Below are 14,389 nucleotides of genomic sequence, written 5' to 3'. Positions count from 1 at the left end.
TAAAAAGCACATATAGTAAATGAAGTGTGCGGCATCTGTTATTTTAAAGAGCCGACCATAACGCCCTTTTCAAAATACTTTTGGAAAAAAGGATACATCACAAGCAGTGGAAGACTGGAGATGACAATCGATGAATATTTGATCATTTCCGAAAGACGTTTCAGTTCCGCCATTGCTAATTGATCACTAATCATGCCAGGCATCGTCTGGTTTTGGATCAGGATCGATCTCAGCACCAATTGAAGCGGATGCAGCTGTGCATTATCCAGATAAATCATGGCATCAAAATAAGAATTCCACTGACCAACAAAGGCATATAGCGCAATGACAAAAATAATGGGTTTGGACAGCGGCAGGACAATTCTAAAAAATATCGTCCAGTCCGAGGCTCCGTCCACGTTGGCGGCCTCTTTTAATTCATTAGGTACACCTTTAAAGAACGTTCGTGCCAAAATCAGATCCCACACATTGATTGCACCGGGAAGAAGAATAGCCCATACGGTATCCAGCATCCCTAAATTTTTGACCAACAAATAGGTTGGAATCAGACCTCCACTGAAAAACATGGTGATGATAAACAATGTCATAAAGAAATTCCGCCCTACCAAGCTGTTCACCGATAAGGCATAGCCAGCGCAAATCGAAACCGTCACAGAGATCAAGGCAAAGCATGAAGAATAGAACACCGAATTGGCAAACCCACGGAGCATCGCCGGGTTGGACAAAATTTTCCGATATCCCTCCACACTCCAATCCGAAATACGGAAGGATAGGCCTTTGCTTAACAAAACGGTCGGGTCCATAAACGAAGCAATCACGATATAACCCAAGGGAACTACAATAATCAAAACAGCTAAAGTGAGCACAATGTAATTCACACCTAGGATGAAGCGGTCCAGATTGGAATGTTTGACATGCATAAAGAGGCTCCTTTCCTAATAAAGCCCTTCTCCCTCATTGAGCTTCTTGACGATAAAGTTAACGGTCAGCAGCAAAACCACATTAATCACCGAATTAAACAGCCCGACCGCCGCAGAATAAGCATAATTGCCGGATTGCAAGCCGACTTTATACACATAGGTAGGAATAATTTCAGAAGTAGGCAAATTCATGGATGTCTGCATAAGATACGCCTTCTCAAATCCAATCGACATAATTCCTCCTGCTGCCAGGATAAAAACAATCGCCATAATCGGTTTAATCGTCGGCAAATCAATATGCCATATGCGCTGAAGCAGGTTGGCCCCGTCCAGACTTGCTGCATTATGCAGCTCGGGATCAACATTAGCGAGCGCAGCTACATAAATGATTGAAGACCACCCCGCCCCCTGCCAAATTCCAGACAGAATATAAATCCAGCGAAAATATTCAGGCTCTGTCATAAAGATCACTGGGTTGCCGGTCACCGATGCAATGATTTGATTCAGGGGCCCTGTCGGAGACAAGAAAATAAACAACATACCCACAATGACAACAACTGAAATAAAATTAGGGGCGTACAACACAAGCTGGATATTCTTTTTCAATCCCGCCTTGCGGATTTGATTCAGCATGACCGCTAACAGGATTGGTACAGGAAACCCGAGTACAAGTCCATAGAAGCTCAGTTTCAGCGTATTAAAGAAAATATCCGTAAAATTGGGCGATTCTAAAAATTTAGTGAAGTATTTTAGTCCAACCCAGTCACTTCCCCATATCCCTTTAAGCGGGCTAAAATCCTTGAATGCAATAATGGCCCCATACATCGGAACATACTTAAAAAGAATCGTAAGAATCAGTGCAGGCGCCAGCAGTACGTAAAGAAAATAGTTTTTGCGAATATAGTCCAGCTTGCTGCGAATGGACCTTTGCTCCCCCAGTGCTGCATGTCTCTGAGCTGCCTTAGCCAAGTTTGCCATTTGCGTTCCCCCCATCTGTAATAACCGTCTGTACAAGACAACTGAAAAGGCTTACATTTTTCATCTTCAATTTACCAAATCAAATTATCATTCGTCAATAACTTTTGTAAAATATTTTATTTACATTTGACCAAAATATTATTGTCATTCTGAGCTTTTGTAACAAAAACAAAAATAATCATCTCCTATGATCCAAATCTGAAAGTTCCCCATTAACAATGACCGCTTCACTTATGCGGCCCTAATGTACCCTCTCTGTTTCAATGAGCATTTTTTTATCCAGCTTATACAAATTTGAATTTCAGTTCATTTTTCGATCTGATAAAGATAAATACAGGCTATTAAATAAATTTTACAAATGTAAAAATATTTTATACATTTGTAATCTCAACATTGCTATTTTATGCGAACTATTATACATTTAGGATACATTTTAGGTCTGAACGGAAAGCTGGCAGAGGCAACTGTACCTCTCAGGCAATCCATTTATTAAGTGAAGGTGGAACCTGTCTATGAAGAAAGAAAAAGTCACCATTCAAGACATTGCTGACGCTTTGGGAATCTCCCGAAACACCGCATCCAAAGCGATTAACGGTAGTGAGAGCATCCCGGTTGATACTCGGAACAAGGTCATTAAAAAAGCGATCGAGCTCAAATATAAGCAATTTGCCTATGTGGAAACAGACAGTATCATCCCTAAGAACCAAGGTAACATTGCTCTGTTCACATGCAATCTGCCGAACAGCTCGCATTTTGGCTCCTTTCTGATCAGTGGGCTGGAAAAAAGAATAAGTGCAGAAGGGTATAATTTGTCGATTCATATTGTGCGGGAAAACGAAATCCAAGCGGGAACACTGCCTAATAATTTTGAAGCCTCTAAGGTTGACGGAATCATTTGTATTGAAATGTTCGATCCACAGTATAGTGAGCTCGTTACGAGTTTGGGACTGCCTACAATCTTTATTGATTGCTCGGTGGACATTTTTTGTCCTGATTTGAAAGCGGATTTATTGTTGATGGAAAACGAACATAGCGTTTATTCTGTTACCAAAAGCCTGATTGATCGTGGATTTACGCGGATCGGTTTTATTGGGGATTATAAACATTGCAAAAGCTTCAACGAGCGGTGGGTTGGATATAACCGTGCTTTAATCGAAGCAGGCCAAAGTGTGGATTTATCTTGCTGCATCGTTGATCAGGACCGAAATTTTTTCTCCGAATCGGATTGGATGGATAAACAATTGGAGGGCATGAGCGTGCTTCCATCTGCGTTCGTATGCGCCAATGATTTTATCGCCGTCAGTGTCATGAAAGCGCTCAAAAACAAAAACTTGAAAATTCCCGAAGATATTGCTGTGTTTGGGTTTGATAACGCTCCTGAATCCCGGATTGTAGAGCCTCATTTATCCACCGTGCATATTTACAACAACGAAATGGGAATTATGGCGGCTGAGATGCTATTGGCGCGGGTCAAAGATCCTTCCAGGCCTTATCAGATTACGCATATCAGAACTGAGCCGATATTTAGAGAATCGACTCCTTTACAAATAGAAAAGTAAAAAAGGGGGTCTGGCGACGCTCCGCGAACGGAACGTTGCTCCAATCGCTGTTGTATCCGGATATTATTTAACGGCATGCCAGCCGCACTCACTGCATATTACAGTTCTGCCTGGAAACCTGGTCCGTGATTCGGTCTCTTCAGGCAGCTGTTGGCAAGTACTCAGTCACGCTGAGAACAGAAGAGGCAGTCGTTTACATGACTGTCTCTTTCTTATGAAAATATACAAACGATTTTTACATTCTGCCCCTAATGCCGCACCCGCTGCAGCAACCCAAAGACCACTTGCAGCTCCTATTTCAGCTCCCACTCAACTATCGTGACGCAATCATCAAAATTTGGATTAGGATGACTCGATTTGTTCGGATTTTCGGCGTAGTAAGAGTGAAGTGAATCCAGTGGAACTTGACAGATTTTTGAGTAAATCCGAATATTAAATCCAGGATTAATATAGAAATAAATAATGTAATTGATAATATATTAATATTTTTTGTCGAAATATTACATTCGATGGAATCTTTTGGTATAATGATGTAGCAGTTTTATACAATTACAAGGAGGATTATTCTGTGAAGAAAAAACATTTAATTGCATCAGCCTTATCTTTAGGTTTATTAGGAGGAGCTATTGCCGTGCCCAGTGCGATCTTTGCGGATTCAGATGCTGTAACTGATTCTGCAAATACATCCACTACGGCGACCCAAGATGCTGGTAATACAACTACTGGTGACCATGTAATAACTCCTCAAAGCGTGGGAAATTCTTTTAACTTTACTGTAGGGGGAAGTGCAACTGCATCAGGCAGCTTCGAGGTTCCTAAGGGTTTCGGGTATGTTAAATTGCGCATTAGAAACTACGCTAATACCTCCGTTGACTTTACTGTAGAGCACAACGATTCCGGGAAATCGTATGTTGACGGCCAGACAATCAGCAAAAACAGTGAAACTGTTTGGAGAAGTGCTGATGCTATGCGTTCCGGGCGATATACAATTCAATTCCGTGGTGCTTCAAACAAAGTAAATGTGGAATTATGGGGCGTAGCCGGTTCACTTCCATCGGATGCCAAATAATAGCTAAACAAAACAAAGAAAGCTCCGACCTTGACCCGGTTTGGAGTTTTCTTTTTTTGTATTTCATGTGTACCCCTAAGTGCCTTTACAAGCGGCAGTACTGGATCAATGACAATATTTTCACCATCTAATCACGGTTGGAATTAATATGTGATCAGATGTAATAAGAACCATCAGTGTTGGAGAATTACTCCTAACACCGATGGTTCTTCTATATTTGGGGTCATATGCTCAAATTGTTGGATGAAGTGATTGAGCATGCGCCTGTTCCGAGCCTTTATACGTAAATATAAGAGACCTCATCTGTAAAAATAAAGGCGACCGCTGATGCTTACTCGCAAGAAAAAACGTCTATACTCTTAAACTTTAAGAATGTAAAATGGCAAGCCTCTGATGATTAAGAGGCTTGCCATTTTACTAAGTCTATTAACTAATGGATGGGGTGCTACAGTTTTAGTCTCCGGCTAATCGTTTATAGATCCTCTGCTGGAACTACAGGAACTACAGGGACCGCTGACTCTCCTTCTATTTCCTTCTCATCTATTTCTGCCCCATCGACTTTTGTTCCATCAACTTTCGTTTCATCGACTTCTTTTTCATCTACCTCCGTTGCCTCTACCTCATCCGCTTCGTCACTGCTCTCTTCATTCATCAAGGCTCTTGGTGTATAGAGCTTGGGAATCGGCACGTTCACCCAATTCATATCGGATGCAAAGTAAAAGCTTGTGTAGGACGGCTGGTTATAGCCGGTATTTTGACGCGCCACATCCGCACGATACTGCGGGTCATGCATCAACGTGTACAATTTATGCGTTGTCGGCTCAGTGCTCAAATAGATACGAATCGCCGAGCTATCCGCTGTACGGACAAGCATTTCCTCGCGCCAATCTCCGAAAATGTCAGCGACCAACGATGGCGTTCCTTTGGTATAATTGTTCGTTTTGGTACCTGCTGCGGTGAGTAATGTGCCTCGTTTCCAATCTTCAATGGTTGGGGTTACGTCGATCGCCCCGTTCACGATTTGTGTGGTCATATCAGCCGCCCATTTGATACTCATATTGGTACCCGGCATCTTGGTATCCAATTGTTTGCCCGCAGCGGTCCACAAGCCTATGGCCCAAGTCTCCAGTCCTCGCTGATTCGGGTCTATGTCACCGACCATCCCCCGACCTGTATCCTTACCGGAATATCCACCGTAGATGACTTCACCCGTTTTGGCATCCCGCAGCGAATAACCATAAGGGGCATAGGTGCCGCCTTCATGCACCATAAAGATTTCTTTTCCTGGCCGATCAGGGTCAATATCAGTCACATGCAGCGCGTCACCGTGTCCCAATCTGGCGGTTTGGCCCGGAATTGCGCTTTCAGGAGGCATAACATCAAACGAGCTGTACAACAGGCTGCCATCATGGTCGATCGTGGCGGAGCCATATACGATTTCGTCTTTGCCGTCTCCATCCACGTCTGCGGCACTCAGCGAATGCGCTCCTTGTGTAGTCAAGGTGCCGAATTTCGGGTCCGTTCCATCCCGTCCGTGCGGACTATCATTAAACGGATTGGTCATCGGTGCCCAGCCACTGTCCACCATCCAATGTTTTTGGAGATGGCGACCATCCCACGTATAAGTGACCAAGGTGGAACGCGTATAATAGCCGCGTGCAAATACGGCGTATGGTTTGCGTCCATCCAGATATGCTACTCCTGCCAGAAAACGATCCACACGGTTAGCAGGTTCAATCCGGGCCATAGCGTAGTCTCCCCACATAAGACCGTCATCATGGCGCTCTGGCTCATAGCGAATCGTCTCCAGCTCGGTACCTGTTTTCCCTTTAAAAATGGTCAAATACTCCGGTCCATCCACAATGAAACCTTCATATTCTCTCAGCTTGTTTTTGTCGCTCCGCGCAGGAGCATACACATCCATAAAGTAATCGGTCAGGCTTTCCGCATCCTTGCGGGATAACGGGTAGCTATACTTTGGAGCAATACCAAAGCATTCCTCCAGCGTAGCAGGCCACTGCCCCTTCACCACTTCTTCATGCTTCGTCCAGTTCATGAACATATTCACTACATGCTCATAATAATCCGTACGACTCAAACGATAATCATCCTTATGTGTAATTCCAGCTTTGCGATCCTCACGGGGCAGGGTAATATATTTTTCTTTTTTGGGCTTGCCCTTCTTGTCAAAAGTAATCGTTTTGGTCCCCGGAGCGGTCTTGAACATCAGCTCGGCTTTGCCATCGCCGTCAAAATCATACACCATCATCTGTGTATAATGGGCACCTGAGCGAATATTCACACCGAGGTCAATCCGATACAGCAGCTTGCCCTCGAACGTATACGCATCGACATACGTATTTCCGGTATACCCCTTCTGAGATACATCTTTGGAGTTGGATGGGTCCCATTTTACAAAAAATTCATATTGGCCGTCTCCGTCCACATCCCCCACACTCATATCGTTGGCCGAATAAGTATAGGATTCACCTGCGGGTGTTACGCTATCAGCAGGCTTTTGCAGAGGAAGCTCATAATAACCCTGCTGCCATGGCTTCACTTTGGCACTGCGATCCTTTTCTTTCCCTTTAACGACTGAAGCGACCCTGTACACCGCATTTCCGTTTCCTTCCTTATCCAGATAATTAGTGCTATCCGTCACCGTCGCGATTTTCTTGCCATCACGGTATACGTTAAAGTCCGCTCCTGTCAGCCCTGTTGAACTGTAGCCATTCACTTCCTGGGCCAATAACCGCCAGCTTAAAAATACACCCTCTTGCGTCGCCGCAGCTACCAGACCGCGATCCAGCTTTTCCAGCTGAATGCTGCCACTACGGTTTTGTTCTACTGCGATTGCTGATTCTGCCTGCAGCGTGGGTTCGGATAAGTCTTCCGCAGCCACTCCTCCAGTCGTGCCCGTCATCGCCAGCATTGCTGCCAACGCGGCGGTCAAGGTTCCCTTTTGCCATGCGCCTTTCCTTTGAGCCATCCAATTCGTCCTCCTCAATTGTATTGTGATGACAAGCAAATACAGAAAATGATTGCGCTTACATAATTTAAATTCCTTATTATTATAGTTTTGCTGTTCCCCCAAACGCGTTTAAATATCCGAGTATTTCTCTACACAAATCCGTGTTGTTGCCCGTTTCTATTGAAATGACCCCATTAGCCCGTTTAAAACGGTCCATTTTGTGAGTCGACCATGTTAGTTGAAGTGAGAATATCCGAATATCATAAAATGATAAAATGAACGAGCTGTGATCAAACATACATACCTATCAAGGTTCCACAAAAATGATGTCACAAAATGACCCGTTGCGATTGTTATATAGACATAAATACAAGGAGGTGAGCTCTTGCAGGCAACCATCCCCGGGGATACACAGGACAAATACAGCCAGATTGAGCTGGCCATAGAACGTATCAAGGCTGGTGAACAGCAGGCTTATGAAATCATTATTCGGCAATTCGAGCGTCAGATGTACACCTACTGCTTTTATATTTTGAAGAATCATGAAGCCACAGAGGACGCGGTTCAGGACATTTTTATCAGAGCTTATGAGCATCTTCATCAATACAGCAGACAGACCAGCTTCTCGGCATGGCTATACAAGATAGCCTATCATCACTTAATGAACATCAAAAGGAAACACAGCCGCTGGCTCAAACTGGTTCAGCAGGTCAAGGAACAAGAGTCCATCGCCCAAGTATCACCTTATAAAAGTGTGATTGAAGAGCTGCTGACTTATCTTACCCCAGAAGAACGTCATATTCTGCTACTGAAGGCTGTCGAGCAATACAGCTTTGAGGAAATTAGCAGCATCATGGGCTTAAAGTCGGCAACCATCCGCAAAAAATATGAGCGGCTTCGGCGCAAGCTGCTGGACCACAGAAGCAAAGGAGGACTTGTTAATGGACAAACATCTAACACCACCTTATGAGCGTGAAATGGACCCGTTGGAAAATTGGATCCATGAATCTGTCATGCCCAGAGGCAGTATGAGTGATCAAATTATGAAGGAGATTGAAAATAGAGCCATACAAAGAAAGACGACGAAACCAAAGTTTGCAAAACGGGCTGTCCTGGCGGCATCCGTAGTTGGCATATTAGGGGCAGGAGTGGTAGGCGCCGGGTTTGTATCACCCACGATGGCGGCTACACTCAAGCAGATTCCCGGAATTGGCAGTATTTTTTATGGATTGAGCTCGGATGAAATTCAGACTGCTGTAGATAAGGGCATTCTCAGTCATCCTAATGAAAGTGTGACGCATGACGGAATTACGCTGACATTAAGCGATGTTCTGTATGACGGTACACGCCTGTCCTTTTCCATTGAGCGTCAAGGCGAGAATATGCCGGAAGGCTCTATAAGTCCTTATGTACCTATGAATGCTGAAAGTAGTGGTAATGATGAATGGTTAAAAGCCCATCAAGTGCCTGAGAAGAATCAGCTTAAGGGCTACTTTAAGCATCCCGAAGTACAGATTAATGAAAAAAAGGTTGACTCTCAACAATTCATATACGGTGATGATCCGCATAAAAAGAATTCCGTCATGGGGGAATTCATGCAGTTAGGATCTTTGCCGGACGAGTTTGAGTTGACGGTTAAAACTTCGATGACAGGTGTCAACGAGCCCTATGAATTCAAAGTTCCGGTGAAAATCGACAACACCATGATTGTGGTCCAACCGAATGAGACGAAGACCAGCAATAACTTCAGCTATACCGTGAAGGAATTGAAAGCTACCTCAACTACAACTCGTCTAGTGCTGGACAGTACAGGTGAAGTACCTGCTTCCCAGGAGCAGACGGGAGAGTATGCGCCAACGATGATGTATTACGATATTGCAGATGATCAGGGCAACATTCTAGAGCAGCGCAAATTCGGTTATTTCCACAGCAAGCCTAAGACAAAATATCATGTGGATGAGCTGTACGATGCTCTTAAGCCGGGCACGAAATACGTGACGATTAAGCCGTTCACTTTGACCGTCAAGCCTACCGACTGGAGCATTGTGGGACAAGTGAATGACAAGGTTGGCAACGAAGTGAAGAAAGGCGACAAAACGTATATCAAAGAACTGGAAATGAAAATCCCTGTGCCAGCCCAATAACATCAATGCAAGAGTAAGAAGCCTGGATGAGAATCCAGGCTTGCTCATTTGGCTCGATTTACATTAACCCGTCCCTTCTCCTGCTTATTCAACTGTTTTTTACTGGTTATACAAGCAAAGGATAAGTTTAGGTTATCTTTAATTTGTATATTTCCCAATTAGTGAGGGACAAATGAACGAAAATCATCCCGACTGGACTGGTCTGCATGATAAAACACGACATCTCCATCCTGTAAATGAAAGGTGTGTCCGTACGGGTCCTTTATCTCTCTACGATATCCCTCCAGTTGCCATTGGTTCAAAAGCGGGCCATTAATATATTGCAAATGTGGATGCTTGGTGTCCCCCTGACGGAGTGATTCCAAATTAAAGTGAACCACTATAAAGCCTGTCTTCTTGAATATATCTGTATGCTCGTTTAGCTCCTGACGGTGACTGACCTCGTGTAAATCCGTCCCTTTGGTAACGGCGTACACATCAGCAGGCAGACTATACTCGCCATACCAGCGCTGAATCGCCGCATTCGCACGATCGGCATCAACCCCCTCCGGCAGGTCCGTCTTTGGACCGATCAAGGTACGCACAGCAGCAGGCAGCACTAGCCAGTCGTAGCGTCCAACCCAGGTCTTGCTACGTGTAATACGCTGGACATACAGCGCCACATAACGTTCCAGCATTAACTGACTTCGCTCTGCTTCACTCAGTCCATGTTGATATTGATAGGCTGCTGTATCCTGCATTTCCTCCATAGGGACATTGCGTAACCGTTCATTCAAAACAACATATCGCTTCTCTCGGTCCTCGGCCGATCCTATACGGATCAATTTTCGGTTGCTGGCATGTGTATACAGATCCACCTCTTCGCGCTGTCGTCCATCTTTGCTCACCCAATAAAATGAAGGCATAATACGAATTCCATCCTGTGCGCCGAACATATTGCCTTTGGTTTTGAGGTCAAACTTGAAATGGTAGCCTGTCTTGACCGCCACATTTGCGTAACCTTCATGTGGGTGACTACCTGGGCGAACAGGCAATGTGAAGGGCTGCGTGTTCCCTCTGGGCAACCCGTCAATATTGCCAAGCCCTGTCCAATAGGACAGGCCGCTATGCATTGGGCTTCCTTTTTGCTGCCGAAATACTCGCTCCCAATGGTAATCAGCAATATCCGTGATATGAAAATCATACATCCGTCCGATGACTTCAATATTCACCACATCATTGGCAACATGATGGGCGATATCCGTGTTAGCATGGCGCTGTTCGGTAAATCCATCCGGTGCATTTTCGGCAATGGTGCGGAACTCAACTGTATAATTCCCCTCATCGACCCATACGGGTAAATAAAAGTCTGTGTCCAACTGCAGCACCGGAATGTCGATCCAGGTACCTCGCGGATAAAAATGCGTCTTTCCTTGGTCGTACACATCGAACGGAAAGCGCACCTGCTTGGTTCGTACATATTTGGCATACTCCCGATCACCATAGCCGGGAATATTCAAATGCGGACCTGCTGTCGAAATCGTCACTCGAAAAGGACGCTCCAAAATAAGTGCCGATCGCCCCTTCGTAGGTTGGGTTTTCTGATTATGAGCAGCATCATCCGACACTTTAGACAGATTCACTACGGGAGTGTGGACAGTCACCGTATTGATTCCCTGTATCGGCAACGTTTTATCCGCACCTCCATTGATATTTCCTTTGAGAATAGCGTAAGTGATGTTACCACTGCTGGGCGTGTTGGGCTTATTGATCTTATGCTTATCAATCACATGATTCGGACTGTACAGCACATCGGCCCCAATCGCTCCGGAAGAGGGAATCACACCTGGTTTAGGGCCATTTACCTTGACGCGCTCTGGATTCATAATGATCTTGTTTTCAAAGGTCAAAGTATCGTTCTCCACTTCGATTTCCTTAACTGCCTCCTCTGCCTTAGATTTCAGTACACTGCGATCATCAGGCACACTGGGCTTGCTGCTGCCGCCATTTTTGCTGCGACTACCTCCGTCCACTGTGCCTGGTGCAGGGGGCGGATAAAAGTTACCCTGGGTCGCCGCAATATAAGAAGGGGGAGTATAGGATTGCGGACGCAGGGTGATTGCTTCATTGGGTAACGCATAGTTTCGGAGTGTAGCCTCCTTGATGCCATATACCTCCAAATTGTCTATCTTCCAATAGGAGTACGGACGGACGATTTGGTAAGTATAAGTTCGCTTCACAGTCTCATTCCGCCGAGATTTTTTCTTAGGCCGCCAGGTCAACCGATATTCCCGTTTTACGTTCACCGTATATGTACACTGACCCGTCATGTTCACAAACTTATGTTGAAAAAGGTATCTCTTGGCTTGTACATGACCGTACAGGCTTTCAGAGGTAGGAATACCTTTGGATACGTCAAATCGTTCCCGACCACGCTGGTCCGCTTTGATCACGGCAGATACTACTGGGTCCAGTTCGGCGGTTTCCAGGCGCAACCCTGGAACGGGACGTGAGCAGACAACACCTTTCGTTGGCTGTTCATGATCTTGGCAATCTGAGGGCGCTCCCTCTTGGCTTTCTCCAGGCTTAGGACAGCCCTGAGCTTCTTTGTAATACAAATAAGCGGTAAACTGCTCAAAAGAACCGTCATAAGTAAATCCAGGCACAATTCCCGGCAAAATATCTCCGCTTGGCGGTTTACCTGTCGTGCTTTTCTTGTAACCCACATACTCATATTTCGGATTGGTTGGCGGGGTGAAATCATACGGTTGATTAGGTTTTAGCTCATCTTCTATTGGTGTAAATACGTTGTTAAGTGACTTTCCATCAGTTGTAAAATGCTTGACGATGAGTGCGCTCTCTAGTTCGATTTTGAATAGAATGGGCTGGTAGATGCGCCAAGCTTCTACTTCTTTGGCACAGGTAGGACAGCTCTCTTCTTTTATATCTTTGGCTATGACTTCCGCATTAAGCATCATGTTTACTGTAATTGGAATAATGGTGGAGTCTGTTCCAACCCCCTGTATTTGATAGGGGCGAATATCGTCCTTCACTGTGCCTTTACTTATGTAACGTACATATTCTTCATAGCCATCAGAACGGGATTTCTCAAAATATTTGATATAGAGTGGATTCAGTTTATTTTTCTCGTCATTAGGTTTATAAAGTGATGCTTCAACACTTTTTATTTTTCTACCCGGGAAACTAAACTTGTAGGTAAAAGTAGCTTCACCATGCATCCCTTTTCCAGGCTGTTTACCACCATCTGTAACCCACGACCCTGCGATATTCTTCCACATATCGAAATACATCATACCGACAAAGTAGCGATTATTCTTGTCAGCATAGTAGGACAGCGGAGTAATTTCTGTATCGGCTGCCGCCTTATTGATGGGAAAATAAAAAGGTGGGAGCTGCAATAGTAACATTACCCCCACCAGCAATACGGCCAAAATGCGTTTGGTGTTACTCATATGGTTAATCCCCTTTCCAAGGATTAACCATCATTGGGATATAGTCCCTCGATGCAAGGTCAAAACCAATGTACTCAATGTCTTGCAGCTTAAAGGTTTTATAATCCTTGTTGCCATAAAGGTTAGCGTCAGCATACGAATATATTTTGTAATAGAGCATCTTTGTACCGTCTCCATTGTCTTGCGTCATTTCGTCTAGGGCAGGGCGAAGGCGTACATCCTTGCTTTTAGTCAGATAAAAAAGGCTGCCTGCTGTAGATTTCGTTTTGGCCCGCACTTTCAAGTATGGAACTCCCTTTGGACTTGTATAAGGTTCGACTGAATAAATGTCGCGCAACAACTTAATAGGCAAGTCGGACCGTTTAAAGATTACCACTTTGTTATACGGCTGACCTACAACATTGTTTAAAAGTCCCGGCATTGTCCCAATCGCCTTTTTATACGGCTCAATACTCACCGCCTGATGCCCCGTATCCTCTAGCGCAGCGATTTCCTTCTTCCCAATCCAGACCCAGCGGCTGACCTTATCCCATTCTACCGTCTGTCCCAAACCCTCACTCACTAACCGCAGCGGCACAAAAGTACGGTTTTGCTTCAAGATAATCTTCGTTTCATACGTTTTCGTTTGCCCATCCACGGTAGCGGTGTTTTGCCCCACTGTCATATTAACAGCATGTGCATCATTATTAATCGACACGGCTAATTGGCCGCCTGTTTTCTCCCAGCCCACCTTAGCACCCAATGCCTCGGATACAAACCGGATTGGAACCATCACATAATCGTTACTATCCTGAAAAGGTTTGGCATCCGGGAATTGTATTTTTTTCGCATTTAATAAGACTTCAATGGGTTTGGTGCTACTTGCCGCCTCCGCCATTGGAATCGTACTTGCCCCGCCCCATAGCAACGTGACTGCGGTCAAACTCAACACCCATTTTTTCATACTCATCTCTCGATCCCCTTTGTCTGCTTAAACTTATAAACTATGTATATCAACTCTAATCTCATAAACTCATCGCATCCCCACTTTCGGAAAATACTGGATACAACTTATATATTATAGGGTTTCCCAATTACAAAATCTATAAGAAAAATAACTAATATAACTACTCTAAAAATCATTTCCTATGAGAAATCTCCCGCTCTAAATCATAGAATTGCCTCCTTATATAACTTATATTTCTACAAAATCTCGTCAAAAAAGGGCTGCCTCTTCCCTCTGAAGGAAGAAACAGCCCGTGTGCTTCACGCGCAAAAACTATGAATATATCAGTTCATACCCTATGGATTGTTCCA

At 44.6% G+C, this 14,389-nt stretch carries 9 protein-coding genes; 4 read left to right on the top strand and 5 right to left on the bottom strand.

Going from position 1 to position 14,389, the window contains the following annotated elements:
• Positions 1-38 precede the first annotated feature (38 nt).
• Both MKX36_RS05025 and MKX36_RS05020 read right to left on the bottom strand, forming a co-directional pair.
• Complete coding sequence (locus MKX36_RS05025; protein ID WP_013369666.1) at positions 39-920, bottom strand: carbohydrate ABC transporter permease; 882 nt, start codon at positions 918-920, stop codon at positions 39-41.
• A gap of 15 nt (positions 921-935) precedes the next feature.
• Complete coding sequence (locus MKX36_RS05020) at positions 936-1,898, bottom strand: ABC transporter permease (RefSeq protein ID WP_016821412.1); 963 nt, start codon at positions 1,896-1,898, stop codon at positions 936-938.
• Between the two features lie 512 nt (positions 1,899-2,410).
• Between MKX36_RS05020 and MKX36_RS05015 the strand changes: the two genes are divergently transcribed.
• Both MKX36_RS05015 and MKX36_RS05010 read left to right on the top strand, forming a co-directional pair.
• The gene (locus MKX36_RS05015) at positions 2,411-3,457 is read left to right on the top strand and encodes a substrate-binding domain-containing protein (protein WP_340864324.1); all 1,047 of its coding nucleotides are present in this window, start codon (positions 2,411-2,413) and stop codon (positions 3,455-3,457) included.
• Positions 3,458-4,025: 568 nt separating this feature from the next.
• On the top strand, positions 4,026-4,526 hold the full coding sequence (locus tag MKX36_RS05010; RefSeq protein ID WP_340864323.1) for a hypothetical protein: 501 nt from the start codon (positions 4,026-4,028) through the stop codon (positions 4,524-4,526).
• Positions 4,527-4,998: 472 nt separating this feature from the next.
• Here the strand turns inward: MKX36_RS05010 and MKX36_RS05005 are convergent, their stop codons facing one another.
• Positions 4,999-7,515 (bottom strand): rhamnogalacturonan lyase, encoded by a 2,517-nt coding sequence (locus MKX36_RS05005; RefSeq protein ID WP_340864322.1) that lies wholly within the window; start codon positions 7,513-7,515, stop codon positions 4,999-5,001.
• 367 nt (positions 7,516-7,882) lie between these two features.
• Between MKX36_RS05005 and MKX36_RS05000 the strand changes: the two genes are divergently transcribed.
• Both MKX36_RS05000 and MKX36_RS04995 read left to right on the top strand, forming a co-directional pair.
• On the top strand, positions 7,883-8,467 hold the full coding sequence (locus tag MKX36_RS05000; protein WP_025364164.1) for an RNA polymerase sigma factor: 585 nt from the start codon (positions 7,883-7,885) through the stop codon (positions 8,465-8,467).
• Positions 8,439-9,641 carry a DUF4179 domain-containing protein gene (locus tag MKX36_RS04995; RefSeq protein WP_340864321.1) on the top strand — a complete coding sequence of 401 codons (1,203 nt, stop codon included), beginning with the start codon at positions 8,439-8,441 and terminating at the stop codon, positions 9,639-9,641. Before MKX36_RS05000 ends, MKX36_RS04995 begins: the two co-directional genes overlap by 29 nt.
• Positions 9,642-9,799: 158 nt before the next feature.
• On the opposite strand, the gene MKX36_RS04990 is transcribed toward MKX36_RS04995, so the two are convergent.
• On the bottom strand, positions 9,800-13,093 hold the full coding sequence (locus MKX36_RS04990; protein WP_340864320.1) for a DUF5704 domain-containing protein: 3,294 nt from the start codon (positions 13,091-13,093) through the stop codon (positions 9,800-9,802).
• Between the two features lie 4 nt (positions 13,094-13,097).
• The gene (locus MKX36_RS04985) at positions 13,098-14,042 is read right to left on the bottom strand and encodes a copper amine oxidase N-terminal domain-containing protein (protein ID WP_090888303.1); all 945 of its coding nucleotides are present in this window, start codon (positions 14,040-14,042) and stop codon (positions 13,098-13,100) included.
• Positions 14,043-14,389 lie beyond the last annotated feature (347 nt).

The sequence above is a fragment of the Paenibacillus sp. FSL W8-0439 genome, assembly GCF_038008995.1.
Taxonomy (GTDB): Bacteria; Bacillota; Bacilli; order Paenibacillales; family Paenibacillaceae; genus Paenibacillus; species Paenibacillus polymyxa.
The sequence above is the reverse complement of the archived record's forward strand: the minus strand, read 5'-3'. Positions and strand labels throughout refer to the sequence as shown.

Excerpts from the sequence above, each read along its gene's own strand:
- MKX36_RS05025 (WP_013369666.1), bottom strand. The coding sequence starts at position 920 with ATGCATGTCAAACATTCCAATCTGGACCGCTTCATCCTAGGTGTGAAT.
- MKX36_RS05020 (WP_016821412.1), bottom strand. The coding sequence starts at position 1,898 with ATGGCAAACTTGGCTAAGGCAGCTCAGAGACATGCAGCACTGGGGGAG.
- MKX36_RS05015 (WP_340864324.1), top strand. The coding sequence starts at position 2,411 with ATGAAGAAAGAAAAAGTCACCATTCAAGACATTGCTGACGCTTTGGGA.
- MKX36_RS05005 (WP_340864322.1), bottom strand. The coding sequence starts at position 7,515 with ATGGCTCAAAGGAAAGGCGCATGGCAAAAGGGAACCTTGACCGCCGCG.
- MKX36_RS04995 (WP_340864321.1), top strand. The coding sequence starts at position 8,439 with ATGGACAAACATCTAACACCACCTTATGAGCGTGAAATGGACCCGTTG.
- MKX36_RS04990 (WP_340864320.1), bottom strand. The coding sequence starts at position 13,093 with ATGAGTAACACCAAACGCATTTTGGCCGTATTGCTGGTGGGGGTAATG.
- MKX36_RS04985 (WP_090888303.1), bottom strand. The coding sequence starts at position 14,042 with ATGAGTATGAAAAAATGGGTGTTGAGTTTGACCGCAGTCACGTTGCTA.